The 22,294-nt window shown below is 62.4% G+C and carries 25 protein-coding genes; 9 read left to right on the top strand and 16 right to left on the bottom strand.

Annotation, left to right across the window (positions count from 1 at the left end):
- Positions 1 to 15: 15 nt before the first annotated feature.
- The 5 genes from IAE36_RS03915 to IAE36_RS03895 form a co-directional block, all read right to left on the bottom strand.
- The gene (locus tag IAE36_RS03915; RefSeq protein ID WP_201210358.1) at positions 16 to 585 is read right to left on the bottom strand and encodes a DUF6162 family protein; all 570 of its coding nucleotides are present in this window, start codon (positions 583 to 585) and stop codon (positions 16 to 18) included.
- Positions 582 to 902: a hypothetical protein gene (locus tag IAE36_RS03910; protein ID WP_060481237.1), complete on the bottom strand. Its 321-nt coding sequence runs from the start codon at positions 900 to 902 to the stop codon at positions 582 to 584. Before IAE36_RS03910 ends, IAE36_RS03915 begins: the two co-directional genes overlap by 4 nt.
- Complete coding sequence (locus tag IAE36_RS03905; protein ID WP_201210356.1) at positions 899 to 1,438, bottom strand: thiamine pyrophosphate-binding protein; 540 nt, start codon at positions 1,436 to 1,438, stop codon at positions 899 to 901. Before IAE36_RS03905 ends, IAE36_RS03910 begins: the two co-directional genes overlap by 4 nt.
- Positions 1,435 to 2,628 (bottom strand): PepSY-associated TM helix domain-containing protein, encoded by a 1,194-nt coding sequence (locus IAE36_RS03900; RefSeq protein WP_201210354.1) that lies wholly within the window; start codon positions 2,626 to 2,628, stop codon positions 1,435 to 1,437. Before IAE36_RS03900 ends, IAE36_RS03905 begins: the two co-directional genes overlap by 4 nt.
- 166 nt (positions 2,629 to 2,794) lie before the next feature.
- Positions 2,795 to 4,129, bottom strand: coding sequence for a lysine N(6)-hydroxylase/L-ornithine N(5)-oxygenase family protein (locus IAE36_RS03895; RefSeq protein WP_201210352.1), 1,335 nt, complete (start codon positions 4,127 to 4,129; stop codon positions 2,795 to 2,797).
- 153 nt (positions 4,130 to 4,282) lie between these two features.
- On the opposite strand from IAE36_RS03895, the gene IAE36_RS03890 reads away from it, so the two are divergent.
- On the top strand, positions 4,283 to 4,714 hold the full coding sequence (locus IAE36_RS03890) for a hypothetical protein (protein WP_201210351.1): 432 nt from the start codon (positions 4,283 to 4,285) through the stop codon (positions 4,712 to 4,714).
- A gap of 13 nt (positions 4,715 to 4,727) precedes the next feature.
- Here IAE36_RS03890 and pbpG read toward each other — a convergent pair whose 3' ends face one another.
- The 4 genes from pbpG to IAE36_RS03870 form a co-directional block, all read right to left on the bottom strand.
- Positions 4,728 to 5,657 (bottom strand): D-alanyl-D-alanine endopeptidase, encoded by a 930-nt coding sequence (gene pbpG, locus IAE36_RS03885; protein ID WP_201210349.1) that lies wholly within the window; start codon positions 5,655 to 5,657, stop codon positions 4,728 to 4,730.
- A 156-nt stretch (positions 5,658 to 5,813) separates the two neighbouring features.
- Positions 5,814 to 6,947 (bottom strand): HWE histidine kinase domain-containing protein, encoded by a 1,134-nt coding sequence (locus tag IAE36_RS03880; protein WP_201210342.1) that lies wholly within the window; start codon positions 6,945 to 6,947, stop codon positions 5,814 to 5,816.
- A gap of 187 nt (positions 6,948 to 7,134) precedes the next feature.
- A complete protein-coding gene (locus IAE36_RS03875; protein WP_060481243.1) occupies positions 7,135 to 7,317 on the bottom strand; it encodes a hypothetical protein in 183 nt (60 codons plus the stop codon).
- A 93-nt stretch (positions 7,318 to 7,410) separates the two neighbouring features.
- A complete protein-coding gene (locus IAE36_RS03870) occupies positions 7,411 to 7,746 on the bottom strand; it encodes a hypothetical protein (RefSeq protein WP_201210340.1) in 336 nt (111 codons plus the stop codon).
- A gap of 158 nt (positions 7,747 to 7,904) precedes the next feature.
- Between IAE36_RS03870 and IAE36_RS03865 the strand changes: the two genes are divergently transcribed.
- Positions 7,905 to 8,726, top strand: coding sequence for a shikimate 5-dehydrogenase (locus tag IAE36_RS03865; protein WP_201210338.1), 822 nt, complete (start codon positions 7,905 to 7,907; stop codon positions 8,724 to 8,726).
- A 17-nt stretch (positions 8,727 to 8,743) separates the two neighbouring features.
- Here IAE36_RS03865 and IAE36_RS03860 read toward each other — a convergent pair whose 3' ends face one another.
- Positions 8,744 to 8,986 carry a hypothetical protein gene (locus tag IAE36_RS03860; protein ID WP_060481246.1) on the bottom strand — a complete coding sequence of 81 codons (243 nt, stop codon included), beginning with the start codon at positions 8,984 to 8,986 and terminating at the stop codon, positions 8,744 to 8,746.
- A gap of 95 nt (positions 8,987 to 9,081) precedes the next feature.
- Entirely contained in the window at positions 9,082 to 9,609 is a 528-nt protein-coding gene (gene gloA / locus IAE36_RS03855; RefSeq protein WP_028634409.1) for a lactoylglutathione lyase, read from the bottom strand.
- A gap of 308 nt (positions 9,610 to 9,917) precedes the next feature.
- On the opposite strand from gloA, the gene cobF reads away from it, so the two are divergent.
- Positions 9,918 to 10,682: a precorrin-6A synthase (deacetylating) gene (gene cobF / locus IAE36_RS03850; protein ID WP_201210331.1), complete on the top strand. Its 765-nt coding sequence runs from the start codon at positions 9,918 to 9,920 to the stop codon at positions 10,680 to 10,682.
- Here the strand turns inward: cobF and IAE36_RS03845 are convergent.
- The gene (locus IAE36_RS03845; protein WP_060481248.1) at positions 10,679 to 11,044 is read right to left on the bottom strand and encodes a response regulator; all 366 of its coding nucleotides are present in this window, start codon (positions 11,042 to 11,044) and stop codon (positions 10,679 to 10,681) included. The genes cobF and IAE36_RS03845 overlap by 4 nt on opposite strands.
- A 236-nt stretch (positions 11,045 to 11,280) precedes the next feature.
- On the opposite strand from IAE36_RS03845, the gene IAE36_RS03840 reads away from it, so the two are divergent.
- Genes IAE36_RS03840 through IAE36_RS03820 form a run of 5 tightly spaced genes read left to right on the top strand, consistent with a single transcriptional unit; the run spans position 11,281 to position 17,777 of the window.
- On the top strand, positions 11,281 to 14,745 hold the full coding sequence (locus IAE36_RS03840) for a response regulator (RefSeq protein WP_201210329.1): 3,465 nt from the start codon (positions 11,281 to 11,283) through the stop codon (positions 14,743 to 14,745).
- On the top strand, positions 14,742 to 15,563 hold the full coding sequence (locus IAE36_RS03835; protein ID WP_028634405.1) for a CheR family methyltransferase: 822 nt from the start codon (positions 14,742 to 14,744) through the stop codon (positions 15,561 to 15,563). Before IAE36_RS03840 ends, IAE36_RS03835 begins: the two co-directional genes overlap by 4 nt.
- Positions 15,560 to 16,135 (top strand): chemotaxis protein CheB, encoded by a 576-nt coding sequence (locus IAE36_RS03830; RefSeq protein ID WP_201210327.1) that lies wholly within the window; start codon positions 15,560 to 15,562, stop codon positions 16,133 to 16,135. Before IAE36_RS03835 ends, IAE36_RS03830 begins: the two co-directional genes overlap by 4 nt.
- A complete protein-coding gene (locus IAE36_RS03825) occupies positions 16,129 to 17,355 on the top strand; it encodes a hybrid sensor histidine kinase/response regulator (RefSeq protein WP_201210325.1) in 1,227 nt (408 codons plus the stop codon). Before IAE36_RS03830 ends, IAE36_RS03825 begins: the two co-directional genes overlap by 7 nt.
- A gap of 44 nt (positions 17,356 to 17,399) precedes the next feature.
- Positions 17,400 to 17,777 carry a response regulator gene (locus IAE36_RS03820; RefSeq protein WP_028634402.1) on the top strand — a complete coding sequence of 126 codons (378 nt, stop codon included), beginning with the start codon at positions 17,400 to 17,402 and terminating at the stop codon, positions 17,775 to 17,777.
- A 37-nt stretch (positions 17,778 to 17,814) separates the two neighbouring features.
- Here IAE36_RS03820 and IAE36_RS03815 read toward each other — a convergent pair whose 3' ends face one another.
- From IAE36_RS03815 to IAE36_RS03805, 3 genes are read right to left on the bottom strand one after another with little or no spacing between them, the layout of a single operon-like run.
- Positions 17,815 to 18,396: a TetR/AcrR family transcriptional regulator gene (locus tag IAE36_RS03815; RefSeq protein ID WP_201210323.1), complete on the bottom strand. Its 582-nt coding sequence runs from the start codon at positions 18,394 to 18,396 to the stop codon at positions 17,815 to 17,817.
- An 11-nt stretch (positions 18,397 to 18,407) separates the two neighbouring features.
- Complete coding sequence (locus tag IAE36_RS03810) at positions 18,408 to 19,256, bottom strand: 3-hydroxybutyryl-CoA dehydrogenase (RefSeq protein ID WP_028634400.1); 849 nt, start codon at positions 19,254 to 19,256, stop codon at positions 18,408 to 18,410.
- A gap of 13 nt (positions 19,257 to 19,269) precedes the next feature.
- On the bottom strand, positions 19,270 to 20,454 hold the full coding sequence (locus tag IAE36_RS03805; RefSeq protein WP_201210321.1) for an acetyl-CoA C-acyltransferase family protein: 1,185 nt from the start codon (positions 20,452 to 20,454) through the stop codon (positions 19,270 to 19,272).
- A gap of 168 nt (positions 20,455 to 20,622) precedes the next feature.
- Between IAE36_RS03805 and IAE36_RS03800 the strand changes: the two genes are divergently transcribed.
- Positions 20,623 to 21,633 (top strand): AraC family transcriptional regulator, encoded by a 1,011-nt coding sequence (locus tag IAE36_RS03800; RefSeq protein ID WP_201210319.1) that lies wholly within the window; start codon positions 20,623 to 20,625, stop codon positions 21,631 to 21,633.
- A gap of 16 nt (positions 21,634 to 21,649) precedes the next feature.
- On the opposite strand, the gene IAE36_RS03795 is transcribed toward IAE36_RS03800, so the two are convergent.
- A complete protein-coding gene (locus IAE36_RS03795) occupies positions 21,650 to 22,087 on the bottom strand; it encodes a carboxymuconolactone decarboxylase family protein (RefSeq protein WP_028634397.1) in 438 nt (145 codons plus the stop codon).
- Between the last annotated feature and the right edge of the window lie 207 nt (positions 22,088 to 22,294).

Below are 22,294 nucleotides of genomic sequence, written 5' to 3'. Positions count from 1 at the left end.
GAAGTCCTTTTGGGTTCAGTGGCGGTGTTCGCGGGTGACACCGGCGTCGTAGTGGCTGACCACCTGCCGCCAGCCCGCTGCAATCAAGGCTGCCTGGCCGAGGTCGTCAGGTGGCATGTGGCTGCTGTCGCGGCGTAGCCAGATATCCGGTTGGCCGTCGTTGCCAGCGGGCAGGATCAGCAGCAGGCTGCCGGCGATGTCCTGGGCCTGGCTGCGGCCGAGGTAGGCGCCGGCCTGCAGCCACGTCCACTGATGGTTGCCGCGGCTCTGGCTGCCGGCGTCATCGACGAAAGGCGGCAGGCCGTCTTCGGCCAGCGCCTGCACACCCGGGGCAGCCTGGTGCTCTTCGCGCAGCATCTGGATTTCATCGAAGGCCACCCGCAGGTCGGTATACAGCCCCTGTTCGGCCGCAGTTAGGTCGCGACGTGCATCGAGCTGGTGGCGCTCTATGGCCTGCTCGTCTTCACGCTCGCCACGCAGCGCCACCACCCCTGCTGCCAGCAACACGATCAGTGCGCTGACCAGCAGCACGTACAGCGTTTCGTGCCCGGCACCCGCCGGGCGTATCACCTGGGCGCGGCTCATGGTTGTGGGATGTCGGCGTAGTCGACTTCCACCACATGCCCGGGGCCGGCGTCGAACAGCACATAGAACTCGCCATCAGGGCGCTTGAAGGTCAGGGTCGAGTCTTCCCCCAGCTTGCCGCCGACCAGCACCTGCTCGTCGTAACCAATCACGTCCAGGGTTACGCCAGGGGCGCCGCTGCCATCGGAGAAGCCCCCCGTGCACTTGACCTGGCCGCTGGCAAGTTCCTCGCATTCGCACATGGGGTTGTGGGCCATCGCCGGGGCGGCGGCCAGTAGCAGCATCGGTAGCGCGAAGGTGCGCATCAGGTGTTTCATTTCTTGCCTCCTTGTTTCTTGAGCCACGCCACGGTAGAGGGCGATGCCTGGGCCAGTGGGACCGAAGCCTGGTGCATGCTGCCGTCCCAGCCTTCCAGGGTGATCCAGATCTGGGCGTCGGGGCTGGTGCGCGGGGGAATGGGCAGTGAGGTGCTCATGTTGTAGGGCGCACCAAAGAAAATAGTGCCGGCAGCGCGCAGGCTGCGGGGTTTGCCGATACGCAGGTAGGTCGCCTTCACGTCCTGGATGCAGGCCTTGCACAGTGCTGCGTTGAAATCCTTGAAGTAACCTGCCGGGCCGTCCGCCAGCGGCGCTTCATCAAGCATTTCGGCCAGGTCCAGGGTGTACGGGCCGACCTGGATGTCGTGCACGATGTTGGCCCCCAGGCCGGCTTCGCCACGGAACAGCCTGGCATCGGCAAAATATTTGGGCATGAAGCCCAGCGGAATGAGGATCAGCAGGATGTTCAGGTGAAAGCGCCATTTCAGCCAGGCCTGTTTCAGCGGACTGGCAGGGAGGGGCTGGGCATGTCTCATGAATGGATCTCCACGGGGGTTTCACGCCGTGCGGGACGGGTAGCGCGTTCGCCACGCTTGAGCGCGGCTGCAGTGGCCTGGGCCGTGCGCTTGGTCCAGATCAGCAGGCCGCTGAACACCATCAATGTCAGCACCAGCCCGAAGAAGAACCACACCAGCTTGATCGGCAGGCCGCCGAAATCGCCTGTGTGCAACGGGCGCATGGACTCGGTGACAAACTCCAGCGCAGAGCGGTCGCTGATCAGAAAGCGGCTGTCGACGTTGCGGGTATAGGGGTTCACTGCCGCATTCTGGTACATCAGCGGGTACCAGCCTGGGCCCGACAGGCTGATATGGCTGTAGGCAGTGGACGGCAGGGTCACGAAGCTGACCTCCAATCCGGGGATTGCCATGCTGGCCAGGCGCACGGCCTCGTCCACATCGATGCGCGGGGCAGGGGTGCCGTCAGGGTTTTGCGGGACCTCCTCACGGGCGATGACCGGTACGATTGGCCTGCTGGAGAGGGTGATGTGGTTGTCCCCCAGCACCGCCTGGATCAGGAACCAGGTGCCGGTAATGGAGATGACCGCGATGAACCAGATCGACCAGACCCCCGCCAGGCGGTGCAGATCACCCCAGAAAATACGCGAGCCATGGCCAGTGCGTACGGGTTTGAAAAAACCTCTCCAGAACTTCTTGTACACCACCAGCCCGGTCACCAGCGAGGCCAGCATGGGCAGGCCCAGTATCGAGACCAGGTACCACCCCCAGCTATAGCCATTGGTGAAGGGCACCAGCCACCAACCGTGCAGCGCGCGGGTGAATGCCTCGAAGTTGAAGTCCGGGGTCTTGCCCTGGATAGCGCCGGTGTAGGGGTTTACATAAAGCGTCGGGCTGGTGCCGTCTGGCAGGGTGACATTGGCCTTGACGGCGAAATGCGAGCCATCTGGCTGGCTGAGGCCACCCACGATCATGTCTGGCTTGGCTTCATGCAGGGCATCCAGTACCTGCTGGAATGTCATACGCTGCACGTCGCCATCAGGCTTGTTCGCCCGCACCGCCGGGTCGGCCAGCCAGACGATCTCCTGGCTGACCACGGCGAGCATGCCAGTGAAACAAACGATGAGCACGAAGAACCAGATCGGCAAGGCGAGCCAGCTGTGGACCAGGAACCACAACCTGGACTTGGATTTTTTCGGTGTTTTGGCCATCAGACAGTCTTCTGCAGGGGATAGTCGAGCGTGAGCCCAACCAAAAAGGGCTGTACTGATAAGGACGAATGAGAATCAAAAAACCGTCGTTTTAAATGCAAGCAAATGTTTCAGATGGCCGAAGCCGGCCCGTGGTGGAACCATGGGCCGGCCTGGAAAAGGTGGGTCAGGCGCTGGTCAGCGCTACAGCAGGTTGCGGTTTGCCTTGCAGGTGCGACAGGTCGTGGTAGAGGGCCCGGCCAATTTCTGCTGCACGCGATGGCAGCACAGAAAGCAGGGTGTCGCTCAGGCCGTGGCTGTTCTCACAGAACCCTTGCAGATACACCGCAGCCTGCAGATCGGGGCTGGCCAGTACCCGGTAATTGCGGTCGACGTTGAAGTCGTCCAGGTAGCCTGCCAGCGGCGCCAGCAGCTCGCGGTGCGAGCGGCGTTCGTAGCCGGTCGCCAGGATCACGGCGTCGTAGCGGTGCGTCTGCTGCTGGCCGGTGGCGAGGTCACTGAGTGTCAGCTCCAGCCCGTCGCGGGTGGCCACCACCGCTTCCACCTGGCGCCGGCACAGCACGTTGTGACGGTGCTGGTGGGCGACCTTCTGCCGGTAGAGCACGCCGTAGATGCGTTCGATCAGGTTCAGGTCCACGACCGAGTAGTTGGTGTTGTGGTATTCACCCAGCAACTTGCTGCGTTGATCGGCCGGCTCGTTGAAGACCAGGTCGGTGTAGTCCGGGGCAAAGATTTCGTTCACGAACGGGCTGTCGTCTGCGGGCTTCAGGGCCGTGGCACGCAGGATCATGTCCACCTTGACCGACGGGTAGCTGTCATTCAGGTCGATGAATGCCTCTGCGGCGCTCTGGCCCGAGCCGATCACTGCAATGCGCATGGGCTTGCCGTCGGTGCAAGGCAGTTTCTTCAGGCTGCTGAGGTATTGGGAGTGATGGAATACCCGGGGGTCATCCTTGAACGCGCCGAATTTCTGCGGAATTTTCGGGGTGCCACCACTGCCCACCACCACCGAACGGGTACGACGGCTGTATTCCCGGCCCTGGGCGTCGCGCGACACCAGCCGCAAATGTTCGACGCGGCCGGCTACAACCTCGGGCTCGATGCGCAGCACTTCTTCGCCATACACGGCCTGGGTGGCGAAATGCTCCGCAGCCCAGCGCAGGTAATCGTTGTACTCCAGGCGGCACGGGTAAAAGGTGCCCAGGTTGATGAAATCGGCCAGGCGTTGCTTCTGGTGCAGGTAGTTGACGAAGCTGTAGGGGCTGGTGGGGTTGCGCAGCGACACCAGGTCCTTGAGGAACGAGATCTGCAACTCGCTCTGGGTCGCCAGGGTTTCGCCATGCCAGCGGTAGTCCTGCTGTTTGTCGATGAACAGTGCATCCAGTGCATGGCCCTGCACTTCGGCGAGTTCCTCCAAGGCGATGGCCAGGGCGAGGTTCGAGGGGCCAAAGCCCACGCCGATCAGATCTTTGATAGTTTCCTGCTGTGAGGCCTGGGTCATGGCTGCAATTCCCTGAAGGTCGAATGTGAGCGCGCCAGCGCTGATACATGTTTTGGAACGAGCCAGGGGATAGGGAATTTAGCAGCCTAAAGACCCGGCCACGGCGGCCGATAGGCAGAGGTAGGACGAACATAACCTTTGAAGGGAGCCCACATGGCAGGGATAAACGCAGGCAACCTGATGATCAATGGGGTCTCGGCCCAGGCACTGAGTGAGGCCGCCGCTACTGCTCAGGCCGCCGCCCCTGGCGGTGCTGTGACCATCCCCAGCGACAGCATGCGGATTTCCAAGGCTAGCCAGGCGCAAGACACCGAGGCCAGCGACCTGGGTGAATCGGAAGCGGTGAAGCAACTGCGGCAATTGATCAAGGATCTGCAAAAGCAGCTGGCCGAGGAGCAGAAGCAGCTGGCAGCACTGATGGCCAGCAACATGGAGGACACCGCCAAGGCCGCTGCGGTGGCGGCCAAGCAAGCCAGCATCGCCAACCTCAGCGGGCAGATCTTGGCGGCCTCCGGGCAATTGCTGCAGCTATTGAAGGACAGCGGCAGCAGCAGCGCCGGCGCCACGTTCAGCGCCGAGGCCTGACCTGTTGTAAGGCCTACTCCGCCGCCACACGGCCCTTGCCGTGTCTATCGGCCTTGTATTGCATGGCCACGGCCGGGGCCGGCTTGGTCGCACCGGTTTCCAGCCATTGGCGCATACGGCTGGCATCGGCGAAGTGGGTGTACTTGCCAAACGCATCGAGAATCACCATCGCCACAGGGCGGTTGTCCATGCGGGTCAACAGCACCAGGCAGTGCCCCGCCTCGTTGGTGAACCCGGTCTTGGTCAGCTTGATGTCCCAGTTGCTCTTGTTGACCAGGTGGTCGGTGTTGCGGAAACCCAGGGTGTAGTTGGGCTTGCGGAAGGCCACCGTTTTTTCACGCGTGGTCGACAGGCTGCTGAGCATGGGGTACTTGCGCGATGCCATCAGCAGCTTGGTCAGGTCCCGCGCGGTGGAGACGTTCTGGGTGGACAGCCCGGTAGGCTCCACATAGCGTGTGTGGGTCATGCCCAGGCTGCGGGCCTTGGCATTCATTGCCTTGATGAACGCCGGGTAGCCGCCAGGGTAATGGTTGGCCAGGGTGGTGGCCGCACGGTTTTCCGATGACATCAGGGTAATCAGCAGGGTTTCGTGGCGGTTCAGTTCACTGCCCAGCCGCACCCGGGAGTAAACGCCTCTCATCTCCGGGTTGTTGGCGATGGTCATGGTCAGCATTTCGTCCATCGGCTGCTTCGCGTCAAGCACCACCATCGCCGTCATCAACTTGGTGACCGAGGCGATGGGCAGCACGCGGTCTGGATGGCTTGAATACAGTTCCTGGTTGGTGTTCAGGTCGATCAGCAACGCGCTGCCCGATGCCAGGTGCAGTTTGGCAGGGTCGCGCTGAAGTTGGGCGTGAGGCTGAGCGGCAGCAGCAATCGACGTCTGGGTTGCGGTACCTGTGAACAACAGCAGCAGGCTGAGGATGGACAGGGTTGTTTTCACGTTGTGACTCACTAATGGTTGGTATGTCGTTGGCTGTGCGAGGGTTTTGCCCAGAACCGGCGCATTCTGGAGTATGGCTGAACAGCTGTCGAATGCCTTATTCCAAAAGGGCGCAAGGTGAAGAGAATTTAATCCGAGGCGCAAGGCGGCCCCAAGTCATATGAGTACGCACTCGCCCTCGGCCGCCTTGCCCAGGCGTGCGCTGAACGGGGCGCTGATGGTGCAGCGCAACCCTTCAACGTGGTAGGCAAATTCCGCCTTCCCATCGAACGCATTGCGCAAGCTGCCGTGAATCATCAGCGAACCATACCCTTTGCGCTGGGGAGGGCAGACCGGCGGGCCATTGTGTTCCTGCCATGCGAACCTGAATTGGCAGCCTTCTTCGGCATGGTCTTCCAGGTGCCAGCGGATAGTCGCCGCGCCCCCAGGCTGGGAGAATGCCCCGTACTTGGCGGCGTTGGTTGCCAGTTCGTGCAAAACCAACGCCAATGCGGAGGCAGCCTCGGGCGCCAGGATGATGTCGGGGCCCGAGTAGCAGCCTGCCGTCTCTGCCATGTACGGGGCCAGGGTTTCAGCCAGCAACTCAGTGAGGCGCGATGATTTGTCGGCCAACGCCAACGCGTGCGCTTTCTGCATCATCAACAAGCGGTTATCCAGCGTTCTACGAAACTGCGGGAACTCCGGGTAGTGCCTTGCTGTGAGCACCGCGACCGCACCGATGGTGCTGAACAGGTTTCTCATGCGGTGATCGAGTTCCGCGATGAGTATCTGGTTAGCTTCCTGGGTGCGGCTGTAGGCACACAGTTGCGCACACAGCCGTGAAGCGCAGGTGATGGCGTGGCGCTGCTCGGCACTGGGTGGCCTCTGCGGGTCGTAGATGACGGCCAGCGTACCCTGCACATCGCCCTCTTTGCTCAAGGCAGGGAATGAGGCTAGTGCCAGCAAGCGGTGCTGGTGAAACAGGTTTTTCCATTCGGGAGAAAAACGCGCATCGGTGGCGACTTCAGGCACCTCTATGACCTTGCCACTTAAAATCGCCAGGCCGCAGGAGCCGCGCTTGCCGGTAATCGGGTTGCCCACCAATTGTTTGCTGAAGTCGGCCGGCAGGCTTGGGAAGAGCGAGTACCGAAAGGTTTTACCCGGCTTGTCGAGGATGTTGACACCCACATGGCTGCCGGGAATACCCGCAGCCAGGGCAATGACCAAGGCTTCGAGTAGCGGCAGAATCGAACCGCCCCTGGCCATGACATCCACGGCTCTATCACGAAAATCATCGACCAATGCGGTCATATGCAGGAAGCCTCGTCCGGAAAGACCAACGCTGTTCGTCAGCGGGCGGACGAATGCTCAGCCTTGGAAGGTTACCGCTTTTTGGTACTGGCCGCAGTAGCGATGAAAACGGCGTGCACCGAACCGCAAAAAAAGAGCCCGCACGAAGGCGGGCAACAAGGGAGGGAGCAACGCATCAAATGGGGTGTCATGCCAGCAACATGCCGGGTTGCAACTGTTCGGCCAGCGCTTTGGCCGATGCCAGGCTACGCAACGGGCCACTCACCGCTTCGCCGTTGCGCATCAGGTACCAGCAGGCCAACAGGCCCTGCTCCCGCAGCGGGGTAGGCACTGCGCTGCCGACAACGGACATGATCTGGATAGTGGCCATGGGTGCCTCCTGTGGAACATGGCTCTACCTTAGCCAGCAGCGCGTGGCATGAGAAATCAACGTGCTCAATAGTCGTTATCAGTTCTTTCAACCTTACCAACGGGGTGGGCCGTAATAGACCGGTGGCGGGCCATAGTAGGCGCGGTAGCCCGGCGGCGGTGGCGGGGCGGGCGCGTAGTAAGGCTGGTAGTACACCGGCTGGGGCGGTGGCTGTACGTAAACCGGTGGTGGCGCGTAGTACACGGGCGGGCGTTCGACGTAAACGGTGCGGTCATGGCCGCCGTAGGCCGTGGCGCCGATCACTGCACCGACCACAGCGGCACCCAGCAGGGGCCCGGGCCCGGCCCAACCGCGACCATGGGCAGCAGCGGGCCCGCTGATGGCCAAGGCGCCGGCCAGCAGTGCGATTGCGGCAATATTACGGTTCATGGAGCAACCTCATGGAAAACCCCGAGTCGGGGCCTGCTTACTATGACTCGGCACTCGGTCAGCTGTGTATGGGGGAAGGGTAAAGGTTGTGTAAGGGGCGACAAATGGAGCGCTCTGGTACGCTGCTCAATCGTTTTACTCATGACCGAGGAGCACCCATGTCCACCACCCCCAGCAGGGATACCGTACTGTGCATTTCCCTGGCAGGCCGCCCTGGCACCTTTGGTGTGCGCTTTCATAACCACCTGTATCAACAGCTCGGCCTGGACTTCTACTACAAGGCCATGCGCACCGATGACCTGCCAGCTGCGGTGGCGGGTATCCGCGCACTGGGCATTCGCGGGTGCGGGGTCTCCATGCCCTACAAAGAAGCCTGCATGGCGCTCGTGGATGAGATCGACCCTTCCGCAGCCGCCATCGAGTCGGTCAACACGCTGGTGAATACCGACGGCCACCTGAAGGCCTACAACACCGATTACATGGCCGTGCGCCAGTTGCTGAGCCAGCATCAGGTCGACCCTGGTACCGCGTTTGCGTTGCGCGGCAGCGGCGGCATGGCCAAGGCGGTGGCCAGCGCCCTGCGCGATGCAGGCTTTACAGAAGGCATCATCGTCGCCCGTAACGAGCAGGCGGGCCGCCAGTTGGCGGATGTTTGCGGCTATCGCTGGCTACCCGAACTGGGCGACCTGTGCCCACCGATGCTGGTGAACGTTACACCGGTGGGCATGGCCGGCGGCCCGGAGGCCCATCAGCTGGCATTCAGCGAAAACGCCATCGCCGCGGCCGAGCGGGTCTTCGATGTGGTCGCCATGCCTGCGCAAACGCCACTCATCAGCCGCGCCCACGCGTTGGGCAAGCCGGTCATCACCGGCCTGGAGGTGATCGCCTTGCAGGCGCTGGAGCAGTTTGTGCTGTACACCGGTGTGAGGCCCACGCACAGCCAGGTGCAGGCAGCTGTGGCCTACGCCAGGGACGCCTGATGCCCGATCACGATGCCTCAGAACACCTGCTGCCCATCGTCCAGCTGGCGATCGACCAGTGCGCGACCGTGGGCCAGCGATACGTGCTGGGCATTGCCAAGGTCGGAGAAAAACTGCATCGGCATCGACAGGCGTCTGCTCATGTGCCCATCAGGGGCAGTAATCAGGCAGCCGGCGCTATAGGGCAGGGGCGAGTCGGGGTGGGGCATCACACTGGCGGTGATGATGTGCTGGCGGTATTCACAGTGCAGGGATTGCATGGTCAGTACCTCGCTGTGGCAGGTGAAGCCTTCACTCCATATACCACAGCGGGGTGCCTGGGAAATTCGGCCCGACGAGCGAGCCTGGCAGGGCCTTAGCCCTTGAGGTCGGTGGGCTGGATCACTTCAACCCAGTAGCCATCAGGGTCCTTGATGAAGGCCAGGTGGTTCATGCGGCCATCCTGCAAGCGCTTCTGGAAGGGTACGCCCAGGGCTTCGAAGCGTGCGCAGGCGACACGGACATCCGGTACCGAGACACAGATATGGCCGAAACCACGTGGGTCGGTATTGCCATCGTGATAGGCAAAACCGGCATCGCTTTCAGTGCCGTGGTTGTGAGTAAGCTCGAGTACACCCGGGATCGATTTCATCCACTGGTGGCGTGCGTGGTCATCTTCGGGAATGTGCTGTGGATCGACCAGGGCTAGGAAGTACAGGCTGAATTCGGCCTCGGGAAAATCGCGCTTGTCCACCAGGCGGAAGCCCAGTACACGGGTGTAGAAGTCCAGCGATTTCTGGATGTCCTTGACCCGCAGCATGGTGTGGTTGAACACGAACTGGGCGGTGGCAGTATCGGGTTGGGCGGTCACGCCCGGCAGGGTTTGCAGATCGTGCAGGCTCATGTGTACTCCTGAGACGGGCCGGGAGTGGTACCCCGGCAAAACGGACAGGCTGCCCATGATACGGCAGTGAATCGATTGCGCAAATAAAACGCCCTGCACGGGGCAGGGCGTTGGAATTAGAGGCCCGCGTGTGCGGGCGCTTGATGGGGTCGCTAATCCTTTAGCTGTGTTGATGATGCCCCCGGCGGTGTGAAAAATGTGTGAAGCAGGTGTTCATGTTTCATCATGATTTGTCAAAACCACCTGCGCATCGCACGCTATGCTCGCGCCTACGAATCCGCGAATCAAACAGTCTGGAAGGCACACGTGTGAAAGAAGTCTTGCTCATCGGCATCGGCCCGGGCGACCCCGCCCAGGTCACCTACCAGGCAGTCACCGCCCTGCGCCGCGCCAGCGTGCTCTTCATCATGGACAAAGGCCCTGACAAGCAAGACCTGTTGCACCTGCGCAAACGTATCCTCGAACGCTACCGCCCGGAGGGCGGCTACCGCCTGGTACAAATGCCCGACCCTACACGGGAAGGCAACCCAGCCGACTACGTGGGGGCCGTGCGTGATTGGCACCGCGAGCGCGCCACCGTCTATGCCACGTTGATCGAGCAACACATCGCTGCGGGCGAGTGCGGCGCGTTCCTGTTATGGGGCGAGCCAACGCTGTACGACAGCACGCTGCGTATTTTAACGCGGGTGCAAGAGCAGGGTGTGCGCCTGCAGGTGCACGTCATCCCTGGTATCAGCAGCGTGCAAGTATTGGCAGCGCGTCACCGGATAGCCCTCAACCGCATTGGCGAGCCTCTGCTAATACTGCCCGGGCGGCAATTGGCGGGGGTCGATCGAATTGACAACGTGGTAGTCATGCTCGATGGCCAGTGCGCATTCGCCACCCTGAATGACCCGGCCCTTACGATCTACTGGGGCGCCTACCTGGGCACCGAGGACGAATTGCTGGTCGCCGGCCCTCTGGAGGCCGTCAAAGCGCGCATCCTTGAACTGCGGGCCGGCGCGCGGCTTCGCAAAGGCTGGATCATGGACACGTACCTGTTGCGACGCGAAACAGCGGGCGAAACCTGTTAACCCTCGTCCCCCGCACCTGGGCCCACGATCGCGGCCACCTTGTCCCGGAGCTGATCGATGCTGAACGGCTTGCTGATCCGGTGCATGCCCTCCGGCAGATCGAAGCTGTCGGCATAGCCACTGGCGAACATGATGTTGAGCACCGGGCGCAAGCCCCGCGCACGGGCCGCCAACTCTTCACCCCGAATGTCGGGCAAACCCACATCGGTTATCATCAGGTCCAGGTGCTGGTTAGCGTCCTCGAGTACTCGCAGGGCAGACGTAGCGTCTTCTGCTTCGATGATCTCGTAGCCGAGTTCTTCGAGCACATCGACCATGAGCATGCGTACGATGTCGTCGTCTTCGACTACCAGAAGGGGCATGGTTGGGATCCTGTCATTAATAGTGTCTCTAATCTGTACGCTGAAAGGCCCCAGAAGTTCCCGAGGATACCTTTCTCATCAATTAGATGGAACGATTGGCGCAGGCATCTTTCAAATACTGGCTAAATGCCCCGCCCTGACCGACCAGGCAGGATTTGCTTCACGCAGGCGGTGGCTCACAATAACGAATGATCGGCCATGGCCTACATGGACGTTAATTGCTCGGGCGTTATCACATGATTCAAGCAGCCTCGATGGACCAACGCAGCTTTCGCAGGCTGCTGAGCCGCAATATTGGCCTGCCACTGGGCCTGGGCCTGCTGGGCGCCGTGGCGTTCGTTGCCGTGATCAACTATTTGCTCTCGGCCATGCAGTGGGTGGAGCACACCGACCGGGTGATCAGCGACGCCAACGAGACACTGAAACTGTCCATCGACATGGAAACCGGCATGCGCGGGTTTCTGATCAGTGGTGATGAGCGTTTCCTGGACCCGTACGAAGTGGCCAAGCCGCGTATCTTCAACAGCCTGCAGGGCCTGCGCGGGTTGGTGGAAGACAACCCGCTGCAAGTCGCCCGGATTGATCGGCTGATCGCGCTGCAGCGGGCCTGGAACGATTTCGGCGCAGAAATGATCAGCCTGCGGCGCGGCGAGGGTGACTACCGCGATATGATCGGCAAAGGCCGCGGCAAGCGCCTGACCGATGAAATCCGCCGGGAGTTCGAGGACTTGATCGGTGCAGAACAGCAACTGCGCCTGACGCGTAACGAGTCGGTCAGCACCATTACCGTTACCTCCATTGCCGCCTTCATTATTCTGCTTATCGGGCTCAGCGCGCTGCTCGCCTACCTCGGCCGCCGCGACCTGATTGCGCTTTCCAGCAATTACGACCAGAACCTGCGGGCGCAGCAACGTGCCGCTGAGCGGCTGGAACATCAGGCGTGGCTGCGCAACGGCCAGACGCAACTGGCTCAGCAGGTGCTTGGGCAACTGACACTGCCCATGCTGGGTGACAACATCCTGCGCTTTTTCGCCTCCTATCTGGGCAGCGTGGTAGGCGCGGTTTATGTGCGCGACGAGCACGGCAACCTGGTGCGTGTCGCCAGTTATGGCCTGGGCGCCGAAGAGCAGGCGCGTGAGCAGCGCCTGGGCGACCATCACGGGTTGCTGGCGCAGGCGGTGCGCGAAGAGCGCATCATCCGCCTGGACGATCTGCCCCAGGATTACTACCGTCTCGCTTCCGGGTTGGGCAGCGGCCTGCCGCGCAGTGGCCTGATTGTGCCTGCGACCGAGGACGGCCTGGTCAACGGTGTCATCGAGCTAGGGTTGTTGCGACCGCTCCAGGACCGTGATGCCGAGATGCTCGAGCGCGTGGCTGGCAACCTGGGCATGTCCATCGAAACCGCCCGCTACCGCCAGCGCCTGCAGGAAGTACTGGCCGAAACCCAACAGCTCAACGAAGAACTGCAAGTGCAGCAGGAAGAGCTGAAAACGGCCAACGAAGAACTCGAAGAACAGTCGCGCGTGCTCAAGGAATCCCAGGCCTACCTGGAAACCCAGCAAGCGGAACTTGAGCAGACCAACGAGCAGTTGTCCGATCGCACCGACGCCCTGGACCTCAAGAACGAGGAACTCAGCCGTGCCCAGGCCGAGTTGCAGGCCCGCGCCGACGAGTTGCAGCGATCAAGCAAATACAAGTCCGAGTTCCTGGCCAACATGTCCCACGAACTGCGTACCCCGCTCAACAGTTCGCTGATTCTGGCCAAACTGCTGGCAGAGAACGGTGAAGGCAACCTTAGCCAGGAGCAGGTCAAGTTCGCCGAGTCCATCTATTCGGCGGGCAATGACCTGCTCAACCTGATCAACGACATTCTCGACATCGCCAAGGTCGAGGCCGGCAAGCTCGAAGTGCGACCCGAAACCACCCACGTCGAGCGCCTGGTCGAAGGCCTGCGCGACATGTTCAGGCCGCTGGCCGGTCAGAAAGGCCTGGCCTTCGAGGTCACCGCCGACGCCCAGGTCCCGGCCACCCTCTTTACGGACCGCCAGCGCCTGGAGCAGATCCTGAAGAACCTGTTGTCCAACGCCATCAAGTTTACCGAGCGCGGGCAGGTCAGCCTGAACATCGGCTACACGCCCGGTACGGGCATCACGTTCACCGTGCGCGATACCGGTATAGGCATCGCCGGCGACCAGCAGCAGGCGATTTTCGGCGCATTCCACCAGGTGGATGGCACCAGCAACCGCCGCTACGGCGGCACGGGCCTCGGGCTGTCGATTTCCCGTGACCTTGCCCGCCTGCTGGGTGGGCAGATTACCGTCGACAGCACACCCGGCGAGGGCAGTGTGTTCAGCCTGACGCTGCCGGAGCACCATGATGCCGTCGAGCAGCAGTTCCAGCCCCTGAACCTGCGCCCGGCAGCAGAGCCAGTACCCCTGGCACCCGTGCCATCCGCCCTCGCGCCCAAGGCGCCGCCGCTGGCCTTCACCGATGACCGCGAGCGTGCGCCGTTCGCCAACCGCTGCATCCTGGTAATCGAAGATGAGCCGAATTTCGCGCGCATCCTGTTCGACCTGGCTCATGAACTGGGCTACAGCTGCCTGGTGGCCCATGGCGCCGACGAAGGCTTCGAGCTGGCCGCACGGTTCATCCCCGACGCCATCCTGCTCGACATGCGCCTGCCGGACCACTCTGGGCTCACGGTGCTGCAGCGCCTCAAGGAGCAGGCCAATACCCGGCACATCCCGGTACACATCATTTCGGTGGAGGACCGTGTAGAGGCGGCCATGCACATGGGCGCGGTGGGCTATGCGGTCAAACCCACCAGCCGTGAGGAACTCAAGGAAGTGTTCGCCCGGCTGGAGGCCAAGCTCACTCAGAAGCTCAAGCACATTCTGCTGGTGGAAGACGACGACCTGCAGCGCGAGAGCATCGCGCGCCTGATTGGCGACGACGATGTCGAGATCACTGCAGTGGGCATGGCGCAGGAGGCGCTGGCACTGCTGCGCGAGAACATCTACGACTGCATGATCATCGACCTCAAGCTGCCCGACATGTTGGGCAACGAACTGCTCAAGCGCATGACGGCAGAAGACATCCGCTCGTTCCCGCCGGTCATCGTCTACACCGGCCGCAACCTCACCCGCGAGGAAGAGGCCGACCTGCTCAAGTACTCGCGCTCGATCATCATCAAGGGCGCACGCTCGCCGGAGCGTTTGCTCGACGAGGTGACGCTGTTCCTGCACAAGGTCGAATCGCAGCTCTCCCATGAGCGCCAGCGCATGCTCAAGACCGCGCGCAGCCGCGACAAGGTGTTCGAAGGCCGCAAGATCCTGCTGGTGGACGACGATGTGCGCAACATCTTCGCCCTGACCAGCGCCCTGGAGCACAAAGGTGCCATCGTCGAGATTGGCCGCAACGGGCGTGAAGCCATCGAGCGCCTGGAGCAGCATGAAGACATCGACCTGGTGCTGATGGATGTGATGATGCCGGAAATGGATGGCTTCGAGGCCACCCGGTTGATCCGCCAGCAACCGCGCTGGCGCAAGCTGCCGATCATCGCCGTGACCGCCAAGGCCATGAAGGATGACCAGCACCGCTGCCTGCAGGCAGGTGCCAACGACTACCTGGCCAAACCCATCGACCTGGACCGCCTGTTCTCGTTGATCCGCGTATGGCTACCGCAACTGGAGCGAATTTGAGTAGCGAACGTAACACCGACATTGAAATCCGTTTGCTGATCGAGGCGATCTACCTCAAGTACAGCTACGATTTTCGCAATTATTCCGGTGCTTCGATCAAGCGCAGGATCCTGCATGCCTTGCGCCAGTTCGACTGCCATACCGTCTCGGCCCTGCAGGAGCGTGTGCTGCACGACCCGAGCATGTTCATGCAGTTGCTGCAGTACCTGACGATCCCGGTCAGCGAGATGTTCCGAGACCCCGGCCACTTCCTGGCCTTGCGCCAGGAGGTGGTGCCGTTGCTGCACACCTGGCCGTCGATCAAGGTGTGGATCGCAGGCTGCAGCACAGGTGAAGAGGTGTATTCAATGGCCATCCTGCTGCGCGAGGAGGGCCTGCTGGAGCGCACCATCATCTATGCCACCGACATCAACCCTCATTCGCTGGAAAAAGCCAAGCAAGGCATCTATTCCATGCAGAGCATGCGTGAATATGCCGAGAACTACCGGCTGGCGGGTGGGCGCCGGGACTTCGCCGAGTACTACACGGCAGCCTACGGCAACGCGATCATGGACAGCACCTTGCGCGAGCAGGTGACCTTTGCCGATCACAGCCTGGCCACCGACAGTGTGTTTTCTGAAACCCAGCTGGTCTCTTGCCGCAATGTGCTGATCTATTTCGACAAGGCATTGCAGGACCGCGCCCTGGGCCTGTTCCATGAATCGTTGTGCCACCGCGGCTTTCTGGTGCTGGGCAGCAAGGAGTCGATCGACTTTTCTGCCTACGGCCAGCGCTTCGAGCCCTGGGTTCGGCCCGAGCGGATTTACCGCAAGCTATGAAGGGTATCCGTGCTGTGGTAATTGGCGCCTCGGCAGGCGGCGTGACAGCGCTGTTCAAGGTGCTGGGCGGGCTGCCGGCCGACATGGCAGTGTCGGTCCTGTGCCTGCTGCACTTGCCGCACAACCGCGAAAGCCACCTGGCCGATGTGTTGCAACGCCGGCTTGGCCGGCCGGTGTGCGAAGCGCGTGACAAGCAGCCTTTGCAGCCGGGGGCGATCTACGTGGCCGGCCCTGGCTACCACCTGTCGGTAGAGCGTGACCTGACCCTGTCGCTGAGCCAGGAGCCCCCGCGGCATTTTTCCAGGCCTTCCATCGACTACCTTTTCATGTCGGCAGCGGACGCCTTTGGCAAAAGCCTGCTGGGTATACTGCTCACCGGTGCCAATGAAGACGGCGCCGAAGGGCTGGCCTACATCAAGAACAGCGGCGGCCGGACCATTGTCCAAGACCCCCGCGACGCACAGGTTGCGCTGATGCCGGAGGCCGCCCTGGCCCTGCACAGGCCTGACCATATTCTTCCTCTGAGCGGCATCGAGCAGTTGCTCGCAACCCTGGAACCCAGCGCATGCTAAGCCACACCATCGCCAAATTGCTGATCGTCGATGATTTGCCGGAGAACCTGCTGGCCCTCGACGCCCTGATCCAGGGCGAGGACCGTGAGGTGCACCAGGCACAGTCCGCCGAAGCCGCATTGTCGCTGTTGCTCGAGCACGAGTTCGCCCTGGCGATCCTGGATGTGCAGATGCCCGGCATGAATGGGTTCGAGCTGGCCGAACTGATGCGTGGCACAGAGAAAACCCGCAACATTCCGATCGTGTTCGTGACCGCAGCCGGGCGCGAGAAGGACTATGCCTTCAAGGGCTATGAAAGCGGGGCAGTGGATTTTCTCTACAAGCCGCTGGATACCTTCGCGGTGAAGAGCAAGGTCTCGGTGTTCGTCGACCTTTACCGCCAGCGCAAGGTGCTGGACCGGCAGTTGCAGGCGCTGGAGCGCAGCCGTCAGGAGCAGGAACAGCTGCTTGGCCAGTTGCAGGCTGCACGTGGGGAGCTTGAGCGTGCCGTGCGCATGCGTGACGACTTCATGTCGATCGTGTCCCACGAAGTACGCACCCCGCTCAATGGCCTGATTCTGGAAACCCAACTGCGCAAGCTGCACCTGGCACGCGGCAACCTCGATGCCTTCAGCCGCGACAAGCTCCAGGCCATGGTCGAGCGCGATGAACGGCAGATCAACAGCCTGATCCGCCTGATTGAAGACATGCTCGACGTTTCGCGCATCCGCACCGGCAAACTGTCCCTGCGCCCGAAGGCATTCGACCTGTGCCAGCTTGTGCGTGGCCTGGCGGAAAACTTCGCTGCCCAGGCCGCTGCGCTGGACACGCGTATCGAGTTGCAGTGCCCTGGGCCTATGCACGGTGAGTGGGACGAATTTCGGATTGAACAAGTACTGGCCAACCTGTTGTCCAATGCTTTGCGTTATGGCGAACGCAAACCTGTACAGGTTCGCGTGTTCCAGGAGGACGACATGGCGTGCGTCCAGGTGCGGGACCACGGCATCGGTATTGGTGCCGCCAACCAGCGGCGCATCTTCCAGCAGTTCGAGCGGGTGGCGACGCAGCAGGCCACAGGCGGGCTGGGGTTGGGGTTGTACATTTCCGACCAGATCGTACAGGCCCATGGCGGGCGTATAGTGGTGGAAAGCGAGGAGGGCGAAGGTGCCACCTTCACCCTGCAATTACCGCTCGGTGAGCGAGAACAACAAAACGATCAGGTGCGGGCAACCTCTGCCTGAGCCTGGGGTCTGATGGCCAACTGCAAGAATTTCAAGGTTTCGATATGAGTGAAGATGCGCAAGATGTGGTGCTGGTGGTGGAAGATGAGCCGGCAATCCGCATGATTCTGCGGGACTACCTGGCCGGTGAGGGCTACCACGTGCTGGTGGCGGAAGACGGCGAGCAGGCGTTCGCCATTTTGGCGAGCAAGCCGCACCTCGACTTGATGGTGACCGACTTCCGCTTGCCTGGCGGCATTTCCGGTGTAGACATCGCCGAGCCCGCGGTAAAGTTGCGCCCGGACCTGAAGGTGATCTTCATCAGTGGCTACCCGGCGGAAATCCTTGAGTCTGGCAGCCCTATCGCGCGCAAGGCGCCGATTCTGGCCAAGCCATTCGACCTGAACACGTTGCGCGATCAGATCCAGAACCAGCTGTGCTGATGCAGGGCGGGGGTAACGTTGCCAAAAAGTGGGGTGCCTAAGCCAGGGCCCGCTCCAGCCCGCCCAGTACAATGCGTTCCATGAGGGCCAGGCCCTCGCGCTCGGGCAATGCCTGGAGCATGCCCGGCAACTGATTCAGCAACGTTGCCAACACCTGCGCGGTGGCCAGCAACGCCTGTTTGTTCAGCCTGGCCTGCGGTGCAATCAGCCGCAACAACTCCGCCTGATACCGTGAACGCAAAGCCGCCAGCTGTGCCTGCTGCGCCTCGTTGAGGCAGCACAGGTCACGCTCTGCCAGGCGGAACTGCAAGGGCCGCTCGGCATGCAATTGCCAGTGCGCCGCAACCAGGCAACTCAGCGCCGATACCCCACGTGCCATCGCCTGGCGGCTTTGGCCGAGGGTGGCATGCAGCTCTTCGTACAGCTCCTCGATCAGGTCGAACAGCAGGTCCTGCTTGCTGGGGAAGTGGTGGTACAGCGAGCCGGCGCTCAGCCCGATGTGGGCGGCCAGTTCGCGCATGCTGACCTGGCCGAAGCCTTTTTCTGCGAACAGCGCCATGGCCCGGTCACGTCGCTCTTCAAAATTGGCACAGCGCAGCGCGGCATCGAGTGGGGGCATGGCGCATCGCCTCAGTAGGTGAAGAAGCCGCGGCCGCTCTTGCGCCCGAGCCAGCCCGCCGCAACCATTTCCCTTAGCAGAGGGGCAGGTCGGTACTTGCTGTCGTTGAAGCCCTCGTGGAAGGCCTCCATGATCGCCAGCAAAGTGTCCAGGCCGATCAGGTCAGCGAGTGCCAACGGGCCGATGGGTTGATTACAGCCCAGGCACATGCCCGTATCGATGTCTTCAGCACTGGCCAGGCCTTCCTGGCGCACGAAGATGGCTTCGTTGATCATTGGTACCAGAATACGGTTGACCACGAAGCCGGGGCGGTTACCGGCACTGATCGGGCGCTTGCCGAGCTTTTCGGTCAACAGCAGCGCCTGGGCGTAGGTGCCGTCGCTGGTCTGCAACCCGCGGATTATCTCGACCAGTGCCATCATGGGCACGGGGTTGAAGAAGTGCACCCCGATAAAGCGCTCCGGGTGCTCGATACTGGCGGCCAGCTGCGTCACTGAAAGCGACGAGGTGTTGGTGGCGATCACGCAGTCAGTGGCAACGTTGGCCGCCACTTGCTGGAGGATGCGCTGCTTGAGCTGCAGGTTTTCGGTGGCAGCCTCGATGACCAGCTGCGCAGTGCCAAGCCCGGCATAGTCGGTGGTGGTGCGGATACGGGCGCTGGCGGCGGCTGCCTGCTCGGCGGTCAGCGTGCCTTTACTCACCTGGCGCTGCATGTTCTTGTTCAAGGTGGCGACACCGCGCTCCAGCGCCGCGTCAGCAACATCCACCAGCACAACCGGGTAACCCGCTATGGCACAGACCTGGGCGATCCCGTTGCCCATGGTGCCGGCGCCGATCACGGCGATGTGTTCGATGTTCATGGGGCAGCCCTGTTCAGACGCGTTCGAAGACGACGGCAATGCCTTGGCCGCCGCCGATGCACATGGTGGCCAGGGCGTAACGCCCCTGGATGCGTTGCAGTTCGTGGATGGCCTTGGTGGCGATGATTGCCCCGGTCGCGCCCACGGGGTGGCCCAGGGAAATGCCCGAGCCGTTGGGGTTGACCTTGTCCGGGTCCAAGCCCAGCTCACGGGTGACGGCGCAGGCCTGGGCAGCAAAGGCCTCGTTGGACTCGATCACATCCAGGTCTTGCACCTTGAGCCCCGTGCGCGCCAGCACGTTGCGGGTGGCCGGGATCGGCCCCAGCCCCATCAGCGCCGGCTCTACACCCGCGTGGGCATAGCCCACCACACGCGCCAGCGGCATAAGGCCCAGGCGCTTGACCGCATCGCCACTGGCCAGTACCAGGCCGGCAGCGCCATCGTTGATGCCGCTGGCGTTGCCCGCAGTGACCGAACCGTCTGGCTTGAACACGGGTTTCATGCCCGCCAGTTGCTCAGCGGTGACATCTCCGCGTACGTGCTCGTCAACGCTGAACTGCACCGTGCCTTTACGCGTTTTCAGCTCCAGCGGCACGATCTGGCCCGCAAAACGGCCCTCGGCGATGGCGCGGGCTGCGCGCTGCTGGCTGACCAGGGCGAGTTCATCTTGCATCTGCCGGGTGATGCCGCACTGGGTGGCGACGTTCTCGGCGGTAATACCCATGTGAAAGTGCTGGAACGGGTCCTGCAGTACCCCGACGGTGTAGTCGATGCCTTTCAGGTCCCCCATACGCGCGCCCCAACGGGCCTGTGGCAACAGGTAGGGGCCGCGGCTCATGGACTCGGCGCCAGCGGCCACGGCCACCTCGGCATCGTCCAACAGCAGGCACTGGGCTGCCGAAACAATGGCCTGCAGGCCCGAACCACACAAGCGGTTGACGTTGAACGCCGGGGTTTCCTTCGGCAAGCCGGCGTTGATGGCCGCCACCCGCGCCAGGTAGGCATCGCGCGGTTCGGTGGGGATGACCGTACCCATCACCAGATGGCCAATGTGTTCGGCTGCCACACCTGAACGCTCGATGGCGGCCCGGGTAACCGTGCTGGCGAGGTCGGCCAACGGCAAGTCTTTCAGTGCGCCGCCAAAGCCACCGATGGCGGAACGGACGGCACTGACCACGTAGATTTCTTTGCTGCTCATGGGCGCTCCAGAAGCTAAAGCATGGCGGGACCGGCCCAGCCTCTGCGAGAATGGCCGGTGACCCGGGAGTGGGTCCGAGTCTAGGCAAAGGCACCGCTGCAGCCTATGCCGGAACTGTTCAGAACCCTTGGCGTTTTTTGCCACTCAGCATAGACAGCGAACACCACCATGCGCGATAGCGATTCGGTCGCCGTGTACTTCCTCAGCCCCATGCTGCACGCACTGCGCAACGACCCCACCGTGCGCGACTCATACCTGCGGGCGGCGGGCATCGACCCGCACGTGCTGCAGCAGCCGCAGGGGCGCGTGCCGGCCAAGGCAGTTGCCAGGCTGTGGCTCGCCCTGATCCAGCACCTGGACGACGAGTTCTTCTGCCTGGACAGCCATGGCATGCCGTTGGGCAGCTTTGCCCTGATCTGCCGGGGAGTGATCCTGGAGCCCAGCCTGGAAAAAGCCCTGCGCCAGTGCCTGGCAGGGTTCGGCCTGTTCCTGCGTGACCTGCGCGGCAGCCTGAGCGTGCGCGGTGGCAGGGCGCTGCTGAGCGTGCAATCGAGTATCCCGGACCCTCTGACCCGTGTTTATGCCGAAGAAACCTACCTGGTACTGATGATTGGCATGCTTTGCTGGCTGGCCGGGCGGCGCATTGCCATCGACCGCACCGAACTGGCGGTCGGGCGCCCGGCTCAGGAGGACGACCTGCTGTTGTGGGGGCCGGACCTGCGGCTGGGCAGCGGGCGCACCGAAGTGGAGTTCGACAGTGGGTACCTGCAGTTGCCCGTGGTGCAGAACGTGGCTGCCCTTAAAACCTTTTTGCGCAGCGCACCTCAGGGCCTGGTGATCCGCTTTCGCAACCATGATGGCCTGGTCGCCAAGGTTTACCGCCATCTGCGTGCCCGGCGCCATGGGCAGTGGCCCACCCTGGCGGTGCTGGCGCAACAGCAAGGCATCAGCGCCAGCACGTTCCGCCGCCAGTTGGAGCGTGAGGGCCGTTCGTACCAGCAGATCAAGGACGAAGTGCGCCGCGCCAGGGCCTTTGAGCATTTGCGCGAGGGCGTGCTGAGCATCGCCGAGATTGCCGAACAGGCCGGCTTCCAGGAGCCCAGCGCGTTCCACCGCGCTTTCAAGAAGTGGACTGGCCAGAGCCCGGGCAGCTACCGGGCGCTGCTGGCCCAGCACTGAAGCACCGGGTGGGCGGTCAGGCGGGTACCATCGCAAAGCCTACGCCGAACCTGTTCCAGGCATTGATGGTGGCAATGGCCAAGGTCAGGTTGACCACTTCGCCAGGCTCGAAATGGTCGTGCAGGGCTTCGTACTCGGCCTGCGGCGCACCGCGCTCCGGGAGCCGCGTCAGGCTTTCCACCCAGGCCAGGGCGGCCCGCTCACGGGGCGTGAAGTAGGCGGTTTCCTGCCACACGCACAAGGTTTGCAGGCGCGCCTCGGTTTCGCCCGCCTGGCGCGCGTCGTTGGCATGCAGGTTGACGCAGTAGGCGCAGCCATTGATCTGCGAGGCGCGCAGGCGGACCAGTTCCAGCAGGTCGCTTTCCAGGCCACTACTGGCCAGGGCCTGTTCCAGGCCAAGCATGGCTTTACGGGCTTCGGGCGCGTGCCTGGCCCATTCGATTCGGTTGTGCACGGTAGGCCTCCTGAGGCTGTGGAAGGGGCCTACACTAACGCCCCTCTACACGGCCCACGATAGCCAATCCCGACAATAACCCAGAGGCCAATTCACCACCGCTCTGTAGCAAAAAGCCATTCTGTGGGAGCGGGTTTACCCGCGAAGCAAGCACCGCGGTGTGTGGCACCGGCTTTGCCGGTGTTCGCGGGTAAACCCGCTCCCACA

The organism is Pseudomonas sp. S36, from assembly GCF_016647875.1.
GTDB lineage: Bacteria > Pseudomonadota > Gammaproteobacteria > Pseudomonadales > Pseudomonadaceae > Aquipseudomonas > Aquipseudomonas parafulva.
The sequence above is the reverse complement of the archived record's forward strand: the minus strand, read 5'-3'. Positions and strand labels throughout refer to the sequence as shown.